15 protein-coding genes are annotated in these 19,012 nt (G+C 61.9%); 12 read left to right on the plus strand and 3 right to left on the minus strand.

The genetic code is table 11. The features are described 5' to 3' along the window. Window positions 1–10: 10 nt before the first annotated feature. The 5 genes from kdpB (at window position 11) to AC13QO_RS06760 (ending at window position 6,885) form a co-directional block, all read left to right on the plus strand. Window positions 11–2,071: a potassium-transporting ATPase subunit KdpB gene (gene kdpB / locus AC13QO_RS06740; RefSeq protein WP_488540244.1), complete on the plus strand. Its 2,061-nt coding sequence runs from the start codon at window positions 11–13 to the stop codon at window positions 2,069–2,071. A 21-nt stretch (window positions 2,072–2,092) separates the two neighbouring features. Then, entirely contained in the window at window positions 2,093–2,662 is a 570-nt protein-coding gene (kdpC, locus tag AC13QO_RS06745; protein ID WP_285195204.1) for a potassium-transporting ATPase subunit KdpC, read from the plus strand. Between the two features lie 316 nt (window positions 2,663–2,978). Continuing rightward, complete coding sequence (locus AC13QO_RS06750; protein WP_488540245.1) at window positions 2,979–5,687, plus strand: DUF4118 domain-containing protein; 2,709 nt, start codon at window positions 2,979–2,981, stop codon at window positions 5,685–5,687. Then, window positions 5,684–6,376, plus strand: coding sequence for a response regulator transcription factor (locus tag AC13QO_RS06755; RefSeq protein WP_285195202.1), 693 nt, complete (start codon window positions 5,684–5,686; stop codon window positions 6,374–6,376). Before AC13QO_RS06750 ends, AC13QO_RS06755 begins: the two co-directional genes overlap by 4 nt. Before the next feature lie 53 nt (window positions 6,377–6,429). Then, window positions 6,430–6,885, plus strand: a complete 456-nt coding sequence (locus tag AC13QO_RS06760; protein WP_285195201.1) for a PTS sugar transporter subunit IIA — start codon at window positions 6,430–6,432, stop codon at window positions 6,883–6,885. Window positions 6,886–6,932: 47 nt separating this feature from the next. On the opposite strand, the gene AC13QO_RS06765 is transcribed toward AC13QO_RS06760, so the two are convergent. After that, a complete protein-coding gene (locus AC13QO_RS06765) occupies window positions 6,933–7,949 on the minus strand; it encodes a porin (protein ID WP_097600840.1) in 1,017 nt (338 codons plus the stop codon). Window positions 7,950–8,293: 344 nt separating this feature from the next. Here AC13QO_RS06765 and AC13QO_RS06770 point away from each other — a divergent pair, with 344 nt between their 5' ends. From AC13QO_RS06770 to AC13QO_RS06790, 5 genes are all read left to right on the plus strand, one after another. Then, the gene (locus tag AC13QO_RS06770; protein ID WP_097600841.1) at window positions 8,294–9,319 is read left to right on the plus strand and encodes a sulfate ABC transporter substrate-binding protein; all 1,026 of its coding nucleotides are present in this window, start codon (window positions 8,294–8,296) and stop codon (window positions 9,317–9,319) included. A gap of 8 nt (window positions 9,320–9,327) precedes the next feature. Further along, window positions 9,328–10,185 (plus strand): sulfate ABC transporter permease subunit CysT, encoded by an 858-nt coding sequence (cysT, locus tag AC13QO_RS06775; RefSeq protein WP_011428112.1) that lies wholly within the window; start codon window positions 9,328–9,330, stop codon window positions 10,183–10,185. Further along, window positions 10,175–11,047 (plus strand): sulfate ABC transporter permease subunit CysW, encoded by an 873-nt coding sequence (cysW, locus tag AC13QO_RS06780; RefSeq protein WP_488540246.1) that lies wholly within the window; start codon window positions 10,175–10,177, stop codon window positions 11,045–11,047. Before cysT ends, cysW begins: the two co-directional genes overlap by 11 nt. A 10-nt stretch (window positions 11,048–11,057) precedes the next feature. Then, window positions 11,058–12,098 (plus strand): sulfate/molybdate ABC transporter ATP-binding protein, encoded by a 1,041-nt coding sequence (locus AC13QO_RS06785; RefSeq protein ID WP_085781057.1) that lies wholly within the window; start codon window positions 11,058–11,060, stop codon window positions 12,096–12,098. 231 nt (window positions 12,099–12,329) lie between these two features. Then, the gene (locus AC13QO_RS06790) at window positions 12,330–13,148 is read left to right on the plus strand and encodes a cell wall hydrolase (RefSeq protein WP_085781056.1); all 819 of its coding nucleotides are present in this window, start codon (window positions 12,330–12,332) and stop codon (window positions 13,146–13,148) included. Between the two features lie 29 nt (window positions 13,149–13,177). Here the strand turns inward: AC13QO_RS06790 and pepT are convergent, their stop codons facing one another. Beyond that, entirely contained in the window at window positions 13,178–14,410 is a 1,233-nt protein-coding gene (gene pepT / locus AC13QO_RS06795; protein ID WP_488540247.1) for a peptidase T, read from the minus strand. A gap of 305 nt (window positions 14,411–14,715) precedes the next feature. Between pepT and AC13QO_RS06800 the strand changes: the two genes are divergently transcribed. Both AC13QO_RS06800 and ligD (AC13QO_RS06805) read left to right on the plus strand, forming a co-directional pair. Continuing rightward, window positions 14,716–15,030: a DUF982 domain-containing protein gene (locus AC13QO_RS06800; protein ID WP_285195198.1), complete on the plus strand. Its 315-nt coding sequence runs from the start codon at window positions 14,716–14,718 to the stop codon at window positions 15,028–15,030. A 248-nt stretch (window positions 15,031–15,278) separates the two neighbouring features. After that, window positions 15,279–17,924: a DNA ligase D gene (ligD, locus tag AC13QO_RS06805; protein ID WP_488540248.1), complete on the plus strand. Its 2,646-nt coding sequence runs from the start codon at window positions 15,279–15,281 to the stop codon at window positions 17,922–17,924. 23 nt (window positions 17,925–17,947) lie between these two features. Here the strand turns inward: ligD (AC13QO_RS06805) and ligD (AC13QO_RS06810) are convergent, their stop codons facing one another. Further along, window positions 17,948–19,009, minus strand: a complete 1,062-nt coding sequence (gene ligD, locus AC13QO_RS06810) for a non-homologous end-joining DNA ligase (RefSeq protein ID WP_285195196.1) — start codon at window positions 19,007–19,009, stop codon at window positions 17,948–17,950. Window positions 19,010–19,012 lie beyond the last annotated feature (3 nt).

Consider the following 19,012-nt stretch of genomic DNA (forward strand, 5'->3'; position numbering starts at 1 on the left):
GGAGTCTCTTATGAGCCAGGCAAAATCCGCGAGCATCATCGATTCTCGCATCCTTATTCCGGCCGTCGGCGCCGCCTTCAAGAAGCTCGACCCGCGCGCCCTTGCCAGAAATCCCGTCATGTTTGTCGTGGCCACTGTTTCAGTGCTGACCACCGTGCTCTTCCTGCGCGATCTCGTGCCGGGCAACGGCAATCTCGGCTTCTCGTTCCAGATCAACCTCTGGCTCTGGTTCACCGTGCTCTTTGCCAATTTCGCCGAGGCCGTCGCCGAAGGCCGCGGCAAGGCGCAGGCAGATTCGCTGCGCAAGGCGCGCACCGAAACCCAGGCCAAGCTGCTCACCGCCAATAATGGCAGCGACTACCGCATGGTGCCGGGCACCAGCCTCAAGGTCGGCGATATCGTGCTGGTCGAAGCCGGCGACATCATCCCTTCGGACGGCGAAGTCATCGAAGGGGTCGCCTCCGTCAATGAAGCGGCGATCACAGGTGAGTCCGCTCCCGTCATCCGTGAATCCGGCGGCGACCGCTCGGCGGTGACAGGCGGGACGCAGGTGCTCTCCGACTGGATCCGCGTGCGCATCACAGCGGCCGCCGGCTCCACCTTCCTCGACCGGATGATTTCGCTGGTCGAAGGCGCGCAGCGCCAGAAGACGCCGAACGAGATCGCGCTCAACATCCTGCTCGCCGGCATGACGCTGATCTTCGTGCTGGCGACGGCTACGATCCCGAGCTTTGCCATCTATGCCGGCGGCTCGATCCCGATCATCGTGCTCGTCGCGCTTTTCGTCACCCTGATCCCGACGACGATCGGTGCGCTCTTGTCGGCGATCGGCATTGCCGGCATGGACCGGCTCGTCCGCTTCAACGTGCTTGCGATGTCCGGCCGTGCCGTGGAAGCGGCCGGCGACGTCGACACGCTGCTGCTCGATAAAACCGGCACGATCACGCTCGGCAATCGCCAGGCGACGGCCTTCCACCCGGTGCGCGGCGTCTCCGAGCAGGAGCTCGCTGATGCCGCGCAACTCGCCTCGCTTGCCGACGAAACGCCGGAAGGCCGTTCGATCGTCGTGCTCGCCAAGGAGAAATATGCGATCCGCGGCCGCGACATGGCGAGTCTCAAGGCCAGCTTCGTGCCTTTCACCGCCCAGACCCGCATGAGCGGCGTCGATCTCGAAGGCGCTTCGATCCGCAAAGGCGCGGTCGATACGGTGCTCGCCTATGTCAAAGGCGACGCCCCCTCGAAGAATGGCAACGAGCTGTTGCGCGAGCTGCAGTCGATATCGGACGAGGTCGCCAAGTCAGGCGGCACGCCGCTCGCCGTTGCTCGCGACGGCAGGTTGCTCGGGATCATCCAGCTGAAGGACATCGTCAAGGGCGGCATCCGCGAACGCTTCACCGAGCTTCGCCGCATGGGCATCCGTACCGTCATGATAACAGGCGACAATCCGCTGACAGCAGCGGCCATCGCCGCCGAAGCCGGCGTCGACGACTTCCTTGCCCAGGCAACACCCGAGATGAAGCTGGCGCTGATGCGCGAGGAACAGTCCAAGGGCAAACTCGTCGCCATGTGCGGCGACGGAACCAACGATGCCCCGGCGCTGGCCCAGGCCGACGTCGGCGTTGCCATGAACACCGGCACCGTCGCAGCCCGCGAGGCCGGCAACATGGTCGATCTCGACTCGGACCCGACGAAGCTCATCGAGATCGTCGAAATCGGCAAGCAACTGTTGATGACACGCGGCGCGCTGACGACCTTCTCGATCGCCAACGACATCGCCAAGTATTTCGCCATCATCCCGGCGATGTTCCTGACCTTCTACCCGCAGCCCGGCATCCTCAACATCATGGGGCTTTCGACTCCGCAGAGCGCCATCCTTTCGGCGATCATCTTCAACGCGTTGATCATCATCGCGCTGATCCCGCTGTCGCTGAAGGGTGTGCGTTACCGTCCGATCGGCGCTGGCGCGCTTCTGTCACGCAACCTGCTGATCTACGGCCTCGGCGGCATTGTGGTTCCCTTCATCGGCATCAAGGCGATCGACATGGCCGTCGCGGCCCTCCGTCTCGCCTGACATCTCTAGGAGCTAAGAACAATGTTGAAAGAACTTCGCCCGGCCGTCGTTATGATCGTTGCCACTACAGCCATCACGGGCCTGCTTTATCCGCTCGCCATGACGGGAGCGGCCCAGGCGCTCTTCCCGACCCAGGCGAATGGCAGCCTGATCGAGAAGAACGGTCAGGTGATCGGCTCGAGGCTGATCGGCCAGGCGTTCACCAGCGACAAGTATTTCCACGGCCGTCCCTCGGCCGCCGGCGATGGCTACAATGCCGCCGCCTCCGGCGGCTCGAACCTAGGCCCGACCAGCCAGAAACTGATCGACCGCGTAAAGGGCGACTACGAAACAGCCAAGGCGGCAAACCCAAACGCCAAGGTGCCGGCCGACCTCGTCACCGCGTCCGGCAGCGGGCTCGATCCTGATATTTCGCCGGAGGCCGCCTACTTCCAGGTGGCGCGCGTCGCCAAGGCACGCAACATCGACGAGGCGAAGATCAAGGCGCTGGTCGACGGCGCCGTCCGGGACCGCGAACTCGGCATTTTGGGAGAACCTACCGTCAATGTTCTGGCGTTGAACCAGAGCCTTGATGCTTCTATGACTGAGTGAGTTTGGCAGGTTAGATGCTGTGGTTTGGCGACAAGGCCAACCCCACTCTGCGTCATCCTCGGGCTTTACTCACTGGTGTCCGGTTGGCGCTAACGGCTGCCCCTCATCCTAACCCTCTCCCCGTTCTGACGGGGAGAGGGACGTGCCAAGCGAGAGCTAGGCGAGGGACGGAGAGGTCGCGGCGCGTCCCCTTCGCCCCGTTTACAGGGAGAAGGTGGCGGCAGCCGGATGAGGGGCTGCTCTCGCCGCGTCAACATCGGGAATGCCATCCGCCAGCTGAACCTCGATTGCAGCCATTCGCAGAAAGACAACACGCATGCCAGACGACAACCGCGACCAGGCCGGCAGGCCCTCGCCCGATGCGCTTCTCGAAAAAGCCCGGGCGGAGATGCGCGGCCGTCTGAAGATCTTTCTGGGCGCCGCCCCAGGTGTCGGCAAGACCTATGAAATGCTGGTCTCCGGCCGTGCCAAACTCTCCGACGGCCTCGACGTTGTCATCGGCGTCGTCGAGACTCACGGCCGCAAGGAGACCGAGGCACTGCTCGCCGGTTTCGAGATCATTCCTCGCGTCAAAATCGACTATAAGGGCCGTCCGCTCGAGGAAATGGACCTCGACGGCATCCTCGCCCGCAGGCCCGATCTCGTTCTGGTCGACGAACTCGCCCATACCAATGCCGAAGGCAGCCGCCATCCGAAGCGCTACCTCGACGTCAAGGAATTGCTCGGCCGCGGCATCGACGTCTACACGACGCTCAACATCCAGCATGTCGAAAGCCTGAACGACGTCGTCTCGCAGATCACCCGCATCCGCGTGCGCGAGACGGTGCCGGATTCGATCATCGACCTGGCCGACGACGTCGAGATCATCGATCTGACGCCGGACGATCTGATCAAGCGCCTGCATGACGGCAAGGTCTATGTGCCCCGCACCGCCGAGCGGGCATTGGCAAACTATTTCACCCCGGGCAACCTGACGGCGCTGAGAGAACTTGCGCTACGCAAAACCGCCCAGCGCGTCGACGATCAGTTGCTCACCCACATGCAGGCTCACGCGATCTCCGGCCCTTGGGCGGCGGGCGAACGTATCCTCGTCTCGATTGACCATCACCCGCGCTCCGCCTCGCTGGTGCGATATGCAGCTCGTATGGCCTCGCGCCTGCGCGCGCCCTGGGCCGCCGTCTATGTCGAGACCAACCATTCGGTCAATCTGACCGAAGCTGAGCGCGACACTGTTGCCGCAACGCTGCGTCTTGCAGAACAGCTCGGCGGCGAGGCGATCACGATTCCGGGCCGCGAGGTCGCCGAAGAGCTCGTCCGTCACGCCACAGCAAACAATGTCACCCACATCGTCATTGGCGCCCCAAAGATGGCGACATGGCGCGACTGGTGGAGCCGTTCAATCACCGACGAACTGATCCGCAAGACCGGCGAGATCAGCGTCCATGTCATTTCCGGCAATGAGAAGGACGGCACCACCGCGCGCGGCATCCGGGCGGCGGCCACGGCCCCTGAATTCGATTTCAGAGCCTATCTGCTGGCGACCGTCTATGTCGTCATCGCGCTTGGCGTCAGCATCGTGCTCGATCAGGTGCTCGACGTGCGTAACCTTGCCCTCGTGTTCCTGATGGCGGTGCTGACCTCCGCCGTGCTGCATGGGTTACGGCCGGCGCTCTACAGCTGCATTCTCGGCGCGCTGTCCTTCAACTTCTTCTTCCTGCCGCCGCGCTATACGCTGACGATCAGCGATCCGGAAAGCGTGCTGGCCCTGTTCTTCTTCCTCGGCGTCGCCATCATCGCCAGCAATCTGACCGCGACCGTGCAGCGGCAGGCTGCCGCCGCCAGGCAGCGGGCCCGCACGACGGAAGATCTCTATCTTTTCTCAAAGAAGCTCGCCGGCACCGGTACGCTCGACGACGTGCTCTGGGCGACCGCCTTCCAGCTCGCCTCCATGCTGAAGGTCCGTGTCGTGCTGCTCTTGCCGGAAGAGGGCACCATCGCCGTCAAGGCCGGTTATCCGCCCGACGACACGCTCGACGATGCCGATATCGCCGCCGCCCGCTGGGCCTGGGAGCACAATCACGCCGCCGGCCGCGGCGCCGATACCCTGCCCGGCGCCAAGCGGCTCTATGTGCCGCTGAGGACCGGGCGCACCGCCGTCGGCGTCATCGGCCTCGACAGCGACCGCCGCGACGGGCCGCTGCTGACGCCGGAGCAGCAGCGGCTGCTCGATGCGCTGGCCGATCAGGCGGCTCTTGCGATCGAACGCGTCCAGCTGGTCGCCGATGTCGACCGGGCAAGGCTTGCGGCCGAAGCCGACAGGCTGCGTTCGGCCCTGCTCACCTCGATTTCGCATGATCTGAAAACGCCGCTTGCGGCTATCCTGGGCGCCGCCGGCACGCTGCGCGACTATTTCGCCTCCATGCCGGAGGAGGACCGCGCCGATCTGCTTTCCACCGTCGTCGACGAATCCGAGCGCCTCAATCGTTTCATCGCCAACCTGCTCGACATGACCAAGATCGAATCCGGTGCGATGGAGCCGAATTTTGCGCTGCATTATGCCGGCGATATCGTCGGCAGCGCGCTGCGTCGCGCCGCAAAGATCCTCGAGCGCCACAAGACCGAGACGAGCATTCCCGCCGACCTGCCGATGGTGCGCGTCGATCCTGTCCTGTTCGAGCAGGTGATCTTCAACCTCCTCGACAATGCCGCGAAATATGCGCCCGAGGGATCCGTGGTCCATATTGAGGGCTGGGCCGATGCCGACAATGTCGTGCTGCAGGTCTCGGACGAAGGCCCGGGCATTCCACCCGCCGACCTTACCCGCGTCTTCGACACCTTCTATCGCGTGCGCAAGGGCGATCAGGTGCGCGCCGGCACCGGCCTCGGCCTTTCCATCTGCCGCGGTTTCGTCGAGGCGATGGGCGGCACGATCACCGCCGCCAACCGAAAGGGCCGCCCGGGCGCCGTCTTCACCATCCGCCTGCCGAAACCCAACGACATACCGAAACTGGATGAACTCAGATGACCGGTTCAGCCGTCAAGATCCTCGTCGTCGACGACGAGCCTCCAATCCGCAAGCTTCTTCGCGTCGGCCTGACCGCGCAGGGCTACGAGGTGCAGGAGGCGCCGAATGCGGCAATCGCCCGCCAATCGGTTGCCGACGGCAGGCCCGATCTCATCCTGCTCGATCTCGGCCTGCCCGACACGCCTGGCCATGACCTCTTGCAGGAGTGGCGCGACGAAGGCCTGTCCCTACCCGTCGTCATCCTCTCCAGCCGCACCGACGAGGCCGGCATCGTCAAGGCGCTGGAAAGCGGCGCCGACGATTATGTCACCAAGCCCTTCGGCATCAACGAACTTGGCGCCCGCATCCGCGTGGCGCTGCGCCATCGCTTGCAGCAGCAGGGCGAAAAGGCGATCTTCCAGACCGGCGGGCTGTCGGTCGACCTCGTCAAGCGCATCGTCAAGGTCGACGGCGAGGAAATGAAATTGTCGCCTAAGGAATATGACATCTTGCGCGTGCTCGCCCAGCATGCCGGCAAGGTGCTGACACACCAGTTTCTTTTGAAGCAGGTATGGGGGCCGGCGGCTGACGTGCAATATCTGCGCGTCTATATCAGGCAGCTCAGGCAGAAGATCGAGCAGAGCCCCGACCAGCCACACTATATCACCACCGAAACCGGCGTCGGCTACCGGCTCAGGGAAGCGGACTGACATCTCCTCCCCCCCGATGCCGACCACATCGAGCCGCCCACATCGAGAATGACATGAACCTTCACAACATCATCCGGCCGGAGCACACTTTCATCGGTGTCTCGGCACCGACGAAATGGCGCGCGCTGCAGATCATCGCCGATAAGGCGGCGAAGGCCTTCTCCGTCGACGGCCAGACCATCCTGAAGGCGCTCGAAGCGCGTGAGAGGCTCGGCTCTACGGGGATCGGCAATGGCATTGCCATCCCGCATGCCGCCATAGACGGCATGACGAGCCCTCGCGGCCTTCTCATTCGTTTCGCGCAGCCGCTGGATTTCGAGGCGATCGACGATATCCCGACCGATATCACCTTCGTGCTCATCTTCGGGGCGAACAATCGCGCCGAATATCTGAATGTGCTCTCGGCCATCGCCCGGCGGCTGCAATCGGACGGCGTGCTTGCTGCCATGCGCAAGGCAAGGACGGCGGACGAATTCTATTCCGCTTTCATCGCTGATTCCCGGGAATAAAAAGGCGCGGCCCGAAGGCCGCGCCCGCTCGTCTGTATAGGACGATCTTAGAAATCGCGCTGGAAGCGCAGGAAGCCGAAGACTTCGTCGTCGCCTTCGTCCTCATCGTGGTACTGCACGCTGAGCTTCGTCCTGAGGTCGTCCACGATGCGGTAGTCGATCGTCACCCCGGTCGTGTAGGCGCTGCCGCCAGTGAAGCCGTTACCGTCAGCCTCGAGGGCGATGTTTTCGAAGTACTGGAACCCCGGGGTTACCGTCCACTTGTCGTTGACCTTCAAGGCGTATTCTGCTGCGATCGTCCATTCGGACTCTTCGTAGTAGTAGTTGGCGCCGCTTGCCCAGACGCCGGCGATGCCGAGCGTGCCCGGACCGATGTCGGCGTAGACGATGCCGCGGACGGCGACTTCGCTGGTGTCGGTGTCATAACCGGCAAGCAGGTAAGCGCTGATGGCGCCGGCCTTGTAGGAAACCTGGCCTGCGACACCGAAGTTGTTCGGGCCTTCGCCCGGCTTGGTGGCATAGTCTTCTTCCAGCTCGTCGACCGAGAGGCCGGCGGCGAAAGCGCCATTCTCGTACTGATAACGGATCGAGTTGTGGGTCGTCTCGTTGCTGGCGAGCGTATCGGTCTCGCCGCTCATGTCGTCGTCCCACCAGCTATAGAGCTTACCGACGCGGAAACCGGCGATATCGATGTAGCCCTCGTCCAGCAGCGCTTCCTGATCGGAGGCGTTGTCGGCATTGTAACGCAGCGTCAGGACGCCGGTCAGCGTGCCGTACTCGGTGTCGTTCTTGGCCTGGAAGGTGACCTGACCGCGAGTCCAGAAGTTTACGTCGGAATCGCCGGCAATGTTGTCACCGAAGCGCACTTCGGTACGGATGTAACCGCCGATCGAAAGGCATGTTTCCGTTCCCGGAATATAAAAATAGCCGGTACCGTAAGCGTCGCAAACGCGAACATATTCCACGGGCTCGGGTTCCGCCGCCACGATGGCGTCGGCTGCGCGTGCTCCGGAGGCCGCGGCAAGGGCGGCAACGGAGGCAAAAAGGATAGTTCTGATATTCATTTTGAATGGCCCTAACAGGTTTGAATTGTGAGGCGCATTTCAAGGGATGCCCCCACGTAGCGGCCGGTGAACACGACCGCACGGAGGCCCATATAGGAATCCGCAAGTGTCATCGCGGCAAAACCATCACAAAAATCGGCTTCACCATGGCGCTTTCGTGGAAGAACTGTGGCTAAAAAAACACGGTCTGCCCCAATTGGCCGCGGCCAACTTCGGCACGCTCATTTCCAAATCAGCCCCGAAATGGAATGACATTCTAAGGCCAAGCCCGGAACCGGAAGAACCTTTGTTTCATTATACGACTGACTTGATAGAGTTAAGACATAACAGGAGAGGGTTCCTCAATGCAGACACAACGGTTCACCCGGCTCATCGCAGCCGCGGTCATGGCAGGCAGCTTTGCGATCGGGGGCATCGCTCCGGCATTCGCCGATCAAACGCTTCTCAACGTTTCCTATGATCCGACTCGCGAATTGTATAAGGATTTCAACGCCGCCTTTGCCGCCAAGTGGCAGAAGGATACGGGTGAAACCGTGACGATCCAGGCCTCGCATGGCGGCTCCGGCGCTCAGGCCCGCTCGGTCATCGACGGTCTCGACGCAGACGTGGTCACCCTGGCCCTCGAAGGCGATATCGACGCCATCGCCAAGAAGACCGGCAAGATCCCGGCCGATTGGAAGACCAAGTTGCCCAACAATTCGACGCCCTATACGTCGACGGTTGTCTTCCTCGTCCGCAAGGGCAACCCGAAGGGCATCAAGGACTGGGGCGACCTGGTCAAGGATGACGTGCAGGTCATCACCCCCAACCCCAAGACCTCGGGCGGCGCACGGTGGAACTTCCTGGCAGCCTGGGCATGGGCCAAGCAGGCAAATGGCGGTGACGATGCCAAAGCGCAGGAATATGTGACGAAACTGCTGCAGCATGTTCCTGTTCTCGACACCGGCGCCCGCGGTGCCACGACCACCTTCGTCCAGCGCGGCCTCGGCGACGTGTTGCTCGCCTGGGAAAACGAAGCCTATCTTTCGCTCGAAGAACTCGGTCCTGACCAGTTCGAGATCGTGACGCCAAGCTTCTCTATCCGCGCCGACCCGCCAGTCGCCGTCGTCGACGGCAATGTCGACAAGAAGGGCACGCGCAAGGTCGCCGAAGCCTATCTCAACTACCTCTATTCGGATGAAGGCCAGAAGATCGCCGCAAAGCACTACTACCGGCCGATCAAGCCTGAAGCCGCCGATCCGGCCGATATCGCCCGCTTCCCGAAGCTGCAGCTCGCCACCATCGACGACTTCGGCGGCTGGAAGGAAGCCCAGCCGAAATTCTTCGGCGATGGCGGGGTATTTGACCAAATCTACAAGCCGGCCCAATAATAGACTTCATGAAAGCACATAGCCCCACGCGGTGGCGGTTCAAGCGGCCGAGCGTCATTCCGGGTTTCGGAATGGCGCTCGGTCTTACATTGACCTGGCTCACCCTTCTGATCCTCATCCCGCTCTCCGGCCTTGCCGTCCGGTCGAGCGCGCTCGGCTGGGAGAAATTCTGGTCGATCGCGTTCGATCCGCGCATATTGAACGCGCTACGCATCAGCTTCGGCAGCGCTTTCATCGCTGCGATCATCAACGCCGTCTTCGGCATCATCCTCGCCTGGGTGCTGGTACGCTACCGTTTCCCCGGCAAGCGCGTCATCGACGCCATGGTCGACCTGCCCTTCGCGCTGCCGACGGCCGTCGCCGGCATTGCATTGGCGGCGCTCTACGCGCCGAACGGCTGGGTCGGCCAGTTGCTGACACCGCTCGGCATCAAGATTGCCTTTACCCCGGCCGGCATCGTCGTGGCGCTGATCTTCGTCGGCCTGCCCTTCGTGGTGCGCACCGTGCAGCCTGTCATGGAGGAAATCGACAAGGAGGTCGAAGAGGCCGCGGCAACGCTCGGCGCCAACCGCTTCCAGACGATTTTCCGCGTGCTGCTGCCGGGGCTGGCGCCGGCCGTGCTGACCGGCTTCGCGCTCGCCTTTGCCCGCGGCGTCGGCGAATACGGCTCGGTCATCTTCATCGCCGGCAACCTGCCGTTCAAATCGGAAATCGCACCGCTGCTGATCGTCATCAAACTCGAAGAGTATAATTATGCGGCAGCGACTGGCATCGCGGCGATCATGCTGGTGATCTCGTTCGCCTTGTTGCTCGTCATCAATCTCATCCAGAGCTGGAGCAGGCGGAGGTACGGCTATGGCGCTTGATGCGACCGTTCAACCGACGAAACTGCGTTCGGTGACCACCGAACACAGAATGGCGCGATACACGCTGATCGCCGTTTCGCTGCTTTTCTTGCTGCTAATCCTGCTGTTGCCGCTCGCCGCCGTCTTCGTCGAGGCTTTTCGCAAAGGTGCCGGCCCCTTCCTCGAGGCGCTTGGCGATGCAGAGACCTTCTCGGCGATCCGCCTTACGCTCGTCGTCGCCGGCATCAGCGTACCGCTGAACCTCGCCTTCGGGGTCGCCGCCGCCTGGGCGATCGCCAAGTTCGAGTTCAAGGGCAAGGCATTCCTCACGACGCTGATCGACCTGCCCTTCTCGGTTTCACCCGTGATTTCGGGCCTGGTCTTCGTGCTCTTGTTCGGCGCCAACACGTGGCTCGGCCATTGGCTCAGCGCAAACGACATCAAGATCCTCTTCGCCGTGCCGGGGCTGATCCTGGCGACGATGTTCGTCACCTTCCCGTTCGTCGCCCGTGAGCTGATCCCGCTGATGCAGGAGCAGGGAACGGCCGACGAGGAGGCAGCCCTGTCGCTCGGCGCCAGCGGCTGGCAGACCTTCTGGCACGTGACGCTGCCGAACATCAAATGGGGCCTGCTCTACGGCGTGCTGCTTTGCAATGCCCGCGCCATGGGCGAATTCGGCGCGGTCTCTGTCGTCTCCGGCCACATCCGCGGCCAGACGAACACCATGCCGCTGCAGGTCGAAATTCTTTATAACGAATATAATTTCACCGGCGCTTTTGCCGTCGCCACGCTTTTGGCCTTGCTCGCGCTCGTGACTCTTGTTTTGAAGACGCTGCTGGAAATGCGCTACAGCGCTGAAATCTCCGCCAGCCGGCGGCACTGAAGGATCTGGAATGGAAGTACGCGTTCAAAACATCCGCAAGGAATTCGATCGTTTTCCGGCGCTCCACGATGTCTCGCTCGACATCCGCTCCGGCGAGCTGATCGCACTGCTCGGCCCTTCGGGCTCCGGCAAGACGACATTGCTGCGTCTGATTGCCGGCCTGGAAAGCCCGACCGAGGGACAGATCTTCTTCGGCGACGAGGATGCCTCGAAGAAATCGGTGCAGCAGCGCAATATCGGCTTCGTCTTCCAGCATTACGCCCTCTTCCGCTACATGACGGTGCTCGACAACGTCTCCTTCGGCCTGAGGGTCAGAAAGGGCGCGCGGCGGCCTGCGAAGGCCGATATCCGCCGACGGGCGCTGGAACTGCTTGACCTCGTCCAGTTGTCCGGCCTTGAAAAACGCTATCCCGCCCAGCTTTCCGGCGGCCAGCGTCAGCGCGTGGCGCTCGCCCGCGCCATGGCCGTCGAGCCGAATGTGCTCTTGCTCGACGAACCCTTCGGGGCGCTCGATGCTCAGGTGCGCAAGGACCTGCGCAAATGGCTGCGCGAGATCCACGACCGTACCGGCCACACAACCGTCTTCGTCACCCACGACCAGGATGAGGCACTGGAGCTTGCCGATCGCGTCGTCGTGATGAGCCAGGGCGCGATCGAGCAGGTCGGGACGCCCGACGAAGTCTATGATTATCCGAACTCGCCCTTCGTCTTCGGCTTCATCGGCCAATCCAACTGCCTGCAGGTCGAGATTTCGGGCGGCGATATTCTCTTCGAAGGCCGCTCGCTCGGCCTCAATGCCGAGGGCGAGCCGGATGGACCGGCGCAGCTCTACTTCCGCCCGCATGATGTCAGGCTCTGCGAATCAGCCGAAAACTGCATTGGCGGCCAGCCGGTCTCCAGCCGCCGCGTCGCCGGTACGCGCCATATCGAACTCGATATCGGCAATGACCGGCCAAATATCGAAATCGAGCTGCCGCCGAGCGAGGCTGACCGGCTCGACCGTCACCGCGTGGCGTTCAAGCCGACCCGCTGGAAGCTGTTCCGCGGCTGATCCCGATTGCGCGCGTCGTTCCTGACGCGCTCACGGCGCTTGCTTAATAATTCGTTAACCCTCCGGATTTATGCATCGGTCGGTCCCAGGCCTCAGCCGGAATCGCCCTTCGCGGGAGTCCATCCGGCCTTTTGTTATCTGAGGTTGTTTGTATTTCAGTCATATGACGAGTAAAAGATTTTGCGCGTTAATCATAAAGGGCTGGACTAATCCCATAGGAGGCACCTGGCGTTGAGGGCGGAGATTTCCTTTCGAAAATCCCTGATCGGGATTTTATTCGTAGGACTGGCGGCTGCAGGCTGCACCACAACACCGAAGCCGGCGACGACGCCGGCAAAGACAAAACAGGCTCAAGCGGCGAAAGTCACTTTCAATTATACCGCCAAGGATCGCGACTGCCTAAAGCGCGCGATGTATTTCGAATCGCAGCATTCCGACGAGGATGGTTATCTGGCCGTCGGCACCGTCGTCATGAACAGGCTGACGTCAGGCGCCTACCCCCCATCGATCTGCGGTGTCGTCGCCCAGGAGAAGCAGTTTGCGCCCGGGGTCATGACGCGCGAAGTCAAGCCTCAGGCGGAACCGGAACTTGCCACCGCGGCTGATGCGATCCTGCTGAAGGGGGCGCGCCATCCGGCCGTGAAGGATGCAATGTTCTTCCACACCGATGGTCTGAAATTCCCCTACGACAACATGCATTATGTGACGGTCGCCGGCGGCAACGCCTTCTACGAGAAGCGCGATTCGAACGGCATGCTGGAAACGCCGCCGCCGCTGCCGTCCTATGAGGTGGCGATGAATTATGTGCCCGGCGAAAGCATGCTGCCGCCGCAATTCGAGGCGCTGATACCCTCGGCCGTTCCCGTTCCTCTGCCCGCGCCCGATCCGATGGCGACGGCGAGCACGGCGCCAATGCAGATAACGGCTCCGGTGACCCAACCGGAAACCGCGCCTGCGCCCGAGCCGGCGATGCGGATCGCGATCCCGACCCCCCGTCCCGCCTATGACAGCGTGATGCTGCGCGGCGAGATCCCGGTAAATGGCGGCTAAAACTGGATTTTCCTAGCGGGAGGAGCGCCTTAGGCGCGCTCTTCCCAGATCTTTGCAAGCTCCACGATCGTTGCGACCGCCTTTTCCATATCCTGGCGGCTCACCCATTCGAGCGGCGAGTGGAAGGCATGGCCGCCGGCAAAAATGTTCGGGCACGGCAGCCCCATGAAGGAGAGGCGGGAGCCGTCCGTGCCGCCGCGGATGCTGCCGCGTACCGGCGTCATGCCGGCACGACGCACCGCTTCAAGCGCGTTCTCGACAATCTCCGGATGGCGGTCGAGCACCGTCTTCATGTTGCGATATTGTTCCGTCACCTGGAAATGGTAGGTCGAGCCGGGATAGGCCGACATCACCTGCTTGACGATAGTTTCCAGCATCGCCTCCTTCTCAGCGAGCCCCTCCTCCGTGAAGTCGCGGATGATGAAGCTCAGCGACGCCTTTTCCATCGAGCCGGTCACGCCGACCGGATGGATGAAGCCCTGCCGGCCTTCCGTCGTCTCCGGCGCCAAATCTTTCGGCAGCCGGTCGATGATGGCGCCGGCGATCTTGATAGCGTTCTCCATACGGTCCTTGGCGAAGCCCGGATGGATCGCCACGCCTGTTATGCCGATCTCGACGCCGTCGGCCGAGAAGGTTTCGTCCTCGATGTGACCCGCCGTCTCGCCGTCCATCGTATAGGCGAAGTCCGCTCCGAGTTTATCCAGGTCGACCTTGTTGACGCCGCGACCGACCTCCTCGTCAGGCGTGAACAGGATCTTGATCGCTCCGTGCCGGATATCGGGATTGTCGACAAGGATCTGGGCCGCAGTCATGATTTCCGCCAGCCCCGCCTTGTCGTCGGCGCCGAGCAATGTCGTTCCATCGGTCGTGACGATATCGTTGCCGACCTGGTTGTTCAGTTCGGGATGTTCGGCGACACGGATCACCCGGCTCGACTCGCCAATGAGCCGAATATCGCCGCCGGCATAATTCCTGACGATCTGTGGCTTGACATCCGTGCCGCTGAAATCGGGCGCCGTGTCCATATGCGAGCAGAAACAGATGACCGGCACCGCCTTGTCGCTATTGGCCGGAATGGTGGCATAGACATAGCCATGTTCATCGAGATGGGCATCGGAAAGCCCGATCTCCAGCAGTTCGTCGACCAGAATCCGGCCGAGATCCTTCTGCTTCTCGGTGGTCGGCTGCGTCGACGAGGAGGGATCGGATTGAGTGTCGATAACGACATAACGGAGGAAGCGGTCGAGAACAGTGTCGGTCATTTCAATCCAATCCAATGAGATCACCAGAGGATATAGCCCTTCCGGGCGAGGCGACAAAAGAATTTTCCGCTCGGCGCATGGTTCTATGACGACGGCCCCTACTGAGGAGCGGGGATGATCTGGCTCGCCCGGGCGCGTCTAGCCGAGGAGCTGTAGCAATCGTTCTCTCGCATCCAACAGCGGCAGGCGGAATTTGTCCTGTAGGCATACGCCATTAATGGATTATCGCTGCGGTCTTGAACTACCGGCAGCCATTTCCAATATTTTTATGGGATCAAGCTGGCATCGAAAGGAGGAAGAAGAAAATGCCGCTGAACGATGTGCTCTGGACTCGTCCAGTGACGGTCCGGCTGCAGTGCGGCCTGGAACGAACTTTTACGGGCGTCTATGACGCCTTGGATTTCCTGGAAAACGAATGGCCGTTGGGCCACGGAGAGCGCCACAAGCGCGCGGTCAAGACCTGTCGGGGCGCTCTTAACCGGATTATTGCCCCTTTGATTGCGCGGGAGGCTTTCATGGCCGCGTGCGTCGAAGCCGGCATGCCCGCGGTCGTGGCTCCCTGGCAGGTGCAGGCTACGAGCCGCCCGGTGCGACCCACGCGTGTCGCTGCTCTTGGCTAAGGGCCAGGCGTGCGCAGTTCACGTCGGGACCCTGATTTCAAGATACCTGTCGCGGCCCCGGGAGGAGCCGCGCCAGATCAAAACCCAAGGCATCTCGATCTCCTTTGCCGTCTGGGCTTCGGAGCTGAAATTGTAGTTGTTTCCCCGTAGAACCGTCGCTGTCGTGCCTACTCAAACGGGGAACGCTGCCGCGGCTGGAACAACGATCACCAATATTTCGTTTGAGGACCGAATGCCCGGGAACAGCCATGGCCAGCGACAAGCTATCAAGCTATCGATCAAAACGCGACTTTCAGAAGACTGCTGAGCCCAGCGGCGAGCGGCCCCTCAAACGGAGCAACCGCCGTCGCTTTGTCATTCAGAAGCACGATGCGACACGTCTGCACTACGACCTGCGGCTTGAGCTCGACGGCGTGTTCAAGAGCTGGGCTGTCACGAAAGGTCCGTCGCTCGATCCGCAAGACAAGCGGCTGGCCGTCGAGGTCGAGGACCATCCGCTCGATTATGGCGATTTCGAAGGGACGATTCCGAAAGGCCAGTATGGCGGCGGCACGGTCATGCTGTGGGATCGCGGCTATTGGGAGCCGGAGGGGCGGAAGAGCCCTGAGCAGGCGCTTGCCAAGGGCGATTTCAAGTTCACGCTCGAGGGCGAGCGCTTGCACGGCAGCTTCGTGCTTGTGCGCATGCGCAACGATCGCGACCGCAGCAAGCGTACCAACTGGTTGCTGATCAAGCATCACGACGAGTTCTCCGTGGAGGAAGACGGTGCTGCCATTCTGGAAGAGAACGTCACCTCGGTCGCCTCGGGCCGCAGCATGGAAATGATCGCGGCCGGCAAGGGGCGCAAGCCGAAACCCTTCATGGTGGAAGGCGGCAAGATCGAAGCTGACGCCGTCTGGGACAGCAATCACGGACTGGCCGCCGAGGAGCGGCAGGAGGCGAGAGGCGGAAAGCGCGCCAGCACCGCGACGGCGGTTGATCTTCCGGATTTCATCGCGCCGCAGCTTTGCGAGAAGCTGGAGCGGCCGCCTGGCGGCGACAGCTGGATCCACGAGATCAAGTTCGATGGCTACCGCATCCAGATGCGTGTGCTCGACGGCGAAGCGACGCTGAAAACCAGAAAAGGTCTCGACTGGACGGCCAAATACCCCGAAATCGCCGAGGCGGCGTCAGCGCTTCCAGACTGCATAATCGATGGTGAAATCTGCGCTCTCGATGAGCACGGCGCGCCTGACTTCGCCGCGCTTCAGGCGGCGCTGTCGGAAGGCAAGACCGGCAGCCTCGTCTACTTCGCCTTCGACCTCCTCTATGACGGCGGTGAGGATCTCCGCCTCAAGCCCATCATTGAACGAAAAACGCGACTGCAGGAGCTTCTCGCGGAGGCCGGCAACGACCCTCGCATCCGCTACGTCGAACATTTCACAGGCGGCGGCGACGCCGTGCTCAGGTCGGCATGCAAGCTATCGCTGGAAGGCATTGTGTCGAAAAAGGCAGATGCCCCCTATCAATCCGGTCGAACGGCAAGCTGGGCGAAGTCGAAATGCCGGGCGGGGCACGAGGTGGTCATCGGCGCCTATGCCAAGACCAACGGCAAGTTTCGATCTCTTCTCGTCGGCGTTTTCAGCGACGATCATTTTGTCTATGTCGGCCGTGTCGGGACCGGCTACGGCGCCAAGAAAGTCGAAACACTGCTTCCGAAACTGAATGCGCTGGAGACGACGAAGTCGCCGTTCACCGGTATCGGCGCTCCGAAGAAGCAGGCTGAGGTGGTGTGGGTAAAGCCCGAGCTTGTCGCCGAGATCGAATTCGAGGGCTGGACCGCGGACGGTCTCGTCCGGCAGGCGGCCTTCAAGGGCTTGCGGGAAGACAAGCCGGCCAAGGAAGTCGAGGCGGAGAGATCGCCAAGATCATCAACAGCTGAGATTACGGGGCCGACGCCGAGCGCCACACCGAGAACAACGCGCCGTAAGGGTCAGAAGGCCGATGTCATGGGTGTGCTGATTTCAAGCCCGGACAAACCATTGTGGCCGGACGCCAATGATGGTGAGCCGGTAACCAAGGAAGACCTTGCCCGCTATTACGAGGCGGTCGGCGACTGGATGATCGAGCACCTCAAGGGCAGGCCCTGCTCCATCATCCGCGCGCCGGATGGCGTTGGTGGCGAGCAGTTCTTCCAGCGTCATGCCATGCCGGGACAATCCAAACTGCTCGAATTGGTCAAGGTATTCGGCGACAAGAAGCCATACCTCCAGATCGACCGCATCGAGGGGCTCGCCGCAGTCGCCCAGATCGCGGCGGTCGAGCTCCATCCGTGGAACTGTGAACCCGGGCAACCGGAAGTTCCTGGCCGCCTGGTATTCGATCTTGATCCCGGTCCCGATGTTCCCTTTTCCACGGTTGTTGCCGCTGCCCGCGAGATGCGCGACCGGCTGGAAGACCTCGGATTGATCAGCTTCTGCAAGACGACTGGCGGCAAGGGCTTGCATGTCGTGACCCCGCTTACAATCAACAAGCGAAAACCGTTGTCATGGCCCGAAGCGAAGGCCTTCGCGCATGACGTCTGCCAGCAGATGGCCCGAAACAACCCCGATCTCTACCTTATCAAGATGACCAAGAGCCTGCGGGGCGGTCGCATTTTCCTCGATTACCTGCGCAATGATCGCATGGCGACGGCCGTGGCGCCGCTTTCCCCTCGAGCCCGCCCAGGGGCGACCGTGTCAATGCCTCTGACGTGGACGCAGGTGAAATCGGACCTCGATCCTAAAAGGTTTACGATCCGAACCGTGCCTGCTTTGCTATCGAAGTCATCCGCCTGGAAGGATTATTGCGAGGGGCAGCGTCCCCTGGAGCAGGCGATCAAGAGGCTCGGCCGCACCGGTAAGCATGCCGCCTGACACGACTGATCGCCCCGCGGCACTCATCTGATTGCAGCGGCATCAGTCATATCGAAGACGGCTGCGTTATCCTGGATCTCGCGGAGGCCTTTGTATGAGGGGTGGCGGAGGCTGCCCTCACGCGTCCAGCCGCGAAACTCGATTTCCGCGACGAGGGTTGGTTGAGAAAAGACGAGGCGCTTTCCTTTGAGCGGCACGACAGGTTTTTTCGTCTGGAGGCGGTTCAACGTCTTGCGCAGATATTCCGCCTCCGTTCGGTTGAAGCCTGTGCCGACGGAGCCGACATAGATCCAGTCGTGACCCTTTCGACCCGCAAGCAAAAGACTGCCGAGCCCACCGCGGTTGCTGACGGATTCCTCGTACCCGACGATCATGAAACTTTCGCTCTGAACGCACTTGATCTTCTGCCAGTCCCCCAGACGACCACTGCGGTAAGGGCTGTCCCTGCGCTTTGCGATGATGCCTTCCAGGCCGCGATGGCATGCGTGCTCAAGCAGTTCCTCGCCACCCAGATCCAGGTCTTGCGAGAACCGAATAGCGCCATCCTCGGTCTCGGGGATCAGATCTTCGAGAAGATGGCGGCGGACCGAGAGCTCGGTGCGCGTTAGGTCGTGACCGTCGAGATACAATAGATCGAAGGCGTAGAAGAGGGATTCGGTCGAGATTCGTTTGCCGCCCCGTCCGCCGAGCGAGCGCTGCAACGCCCCAAAGTCGGAGCGACCCTCGTCATCAAGGACGACCGCTTCTCCGTCGAGAATGCAGGTCGATACACCGAGTTCTCTTGCCCCTGCGGCGATGTTAGGAAATCGGTGGGTCCAGTCATGTCCGCCACGGGTGAGAATGCGGATACCCTTTGGCTCGATGTGGAGCGCCAATCGGTAGCCGTCCCACTTCACCTCATAAAGCCAATCCGGCCCTTGCGGCACCGTCTGCTTCAGCAAGGCCAGGCACGGCTCCACTCTCGACGGCATCGCATCGAACGGCAGGTTTGGCTGGTCGGGATCACGCCGACGGAGAGGTCGTGATTGTATGGAGGAATTCGAATCGCGAAGAAGCGGAGCGGAGGGGCCGCGTGGTCTGGTCATCGC

The organism is Rhizobium sp. CNPSo 3670 (genome assembly GCF_057784555.1).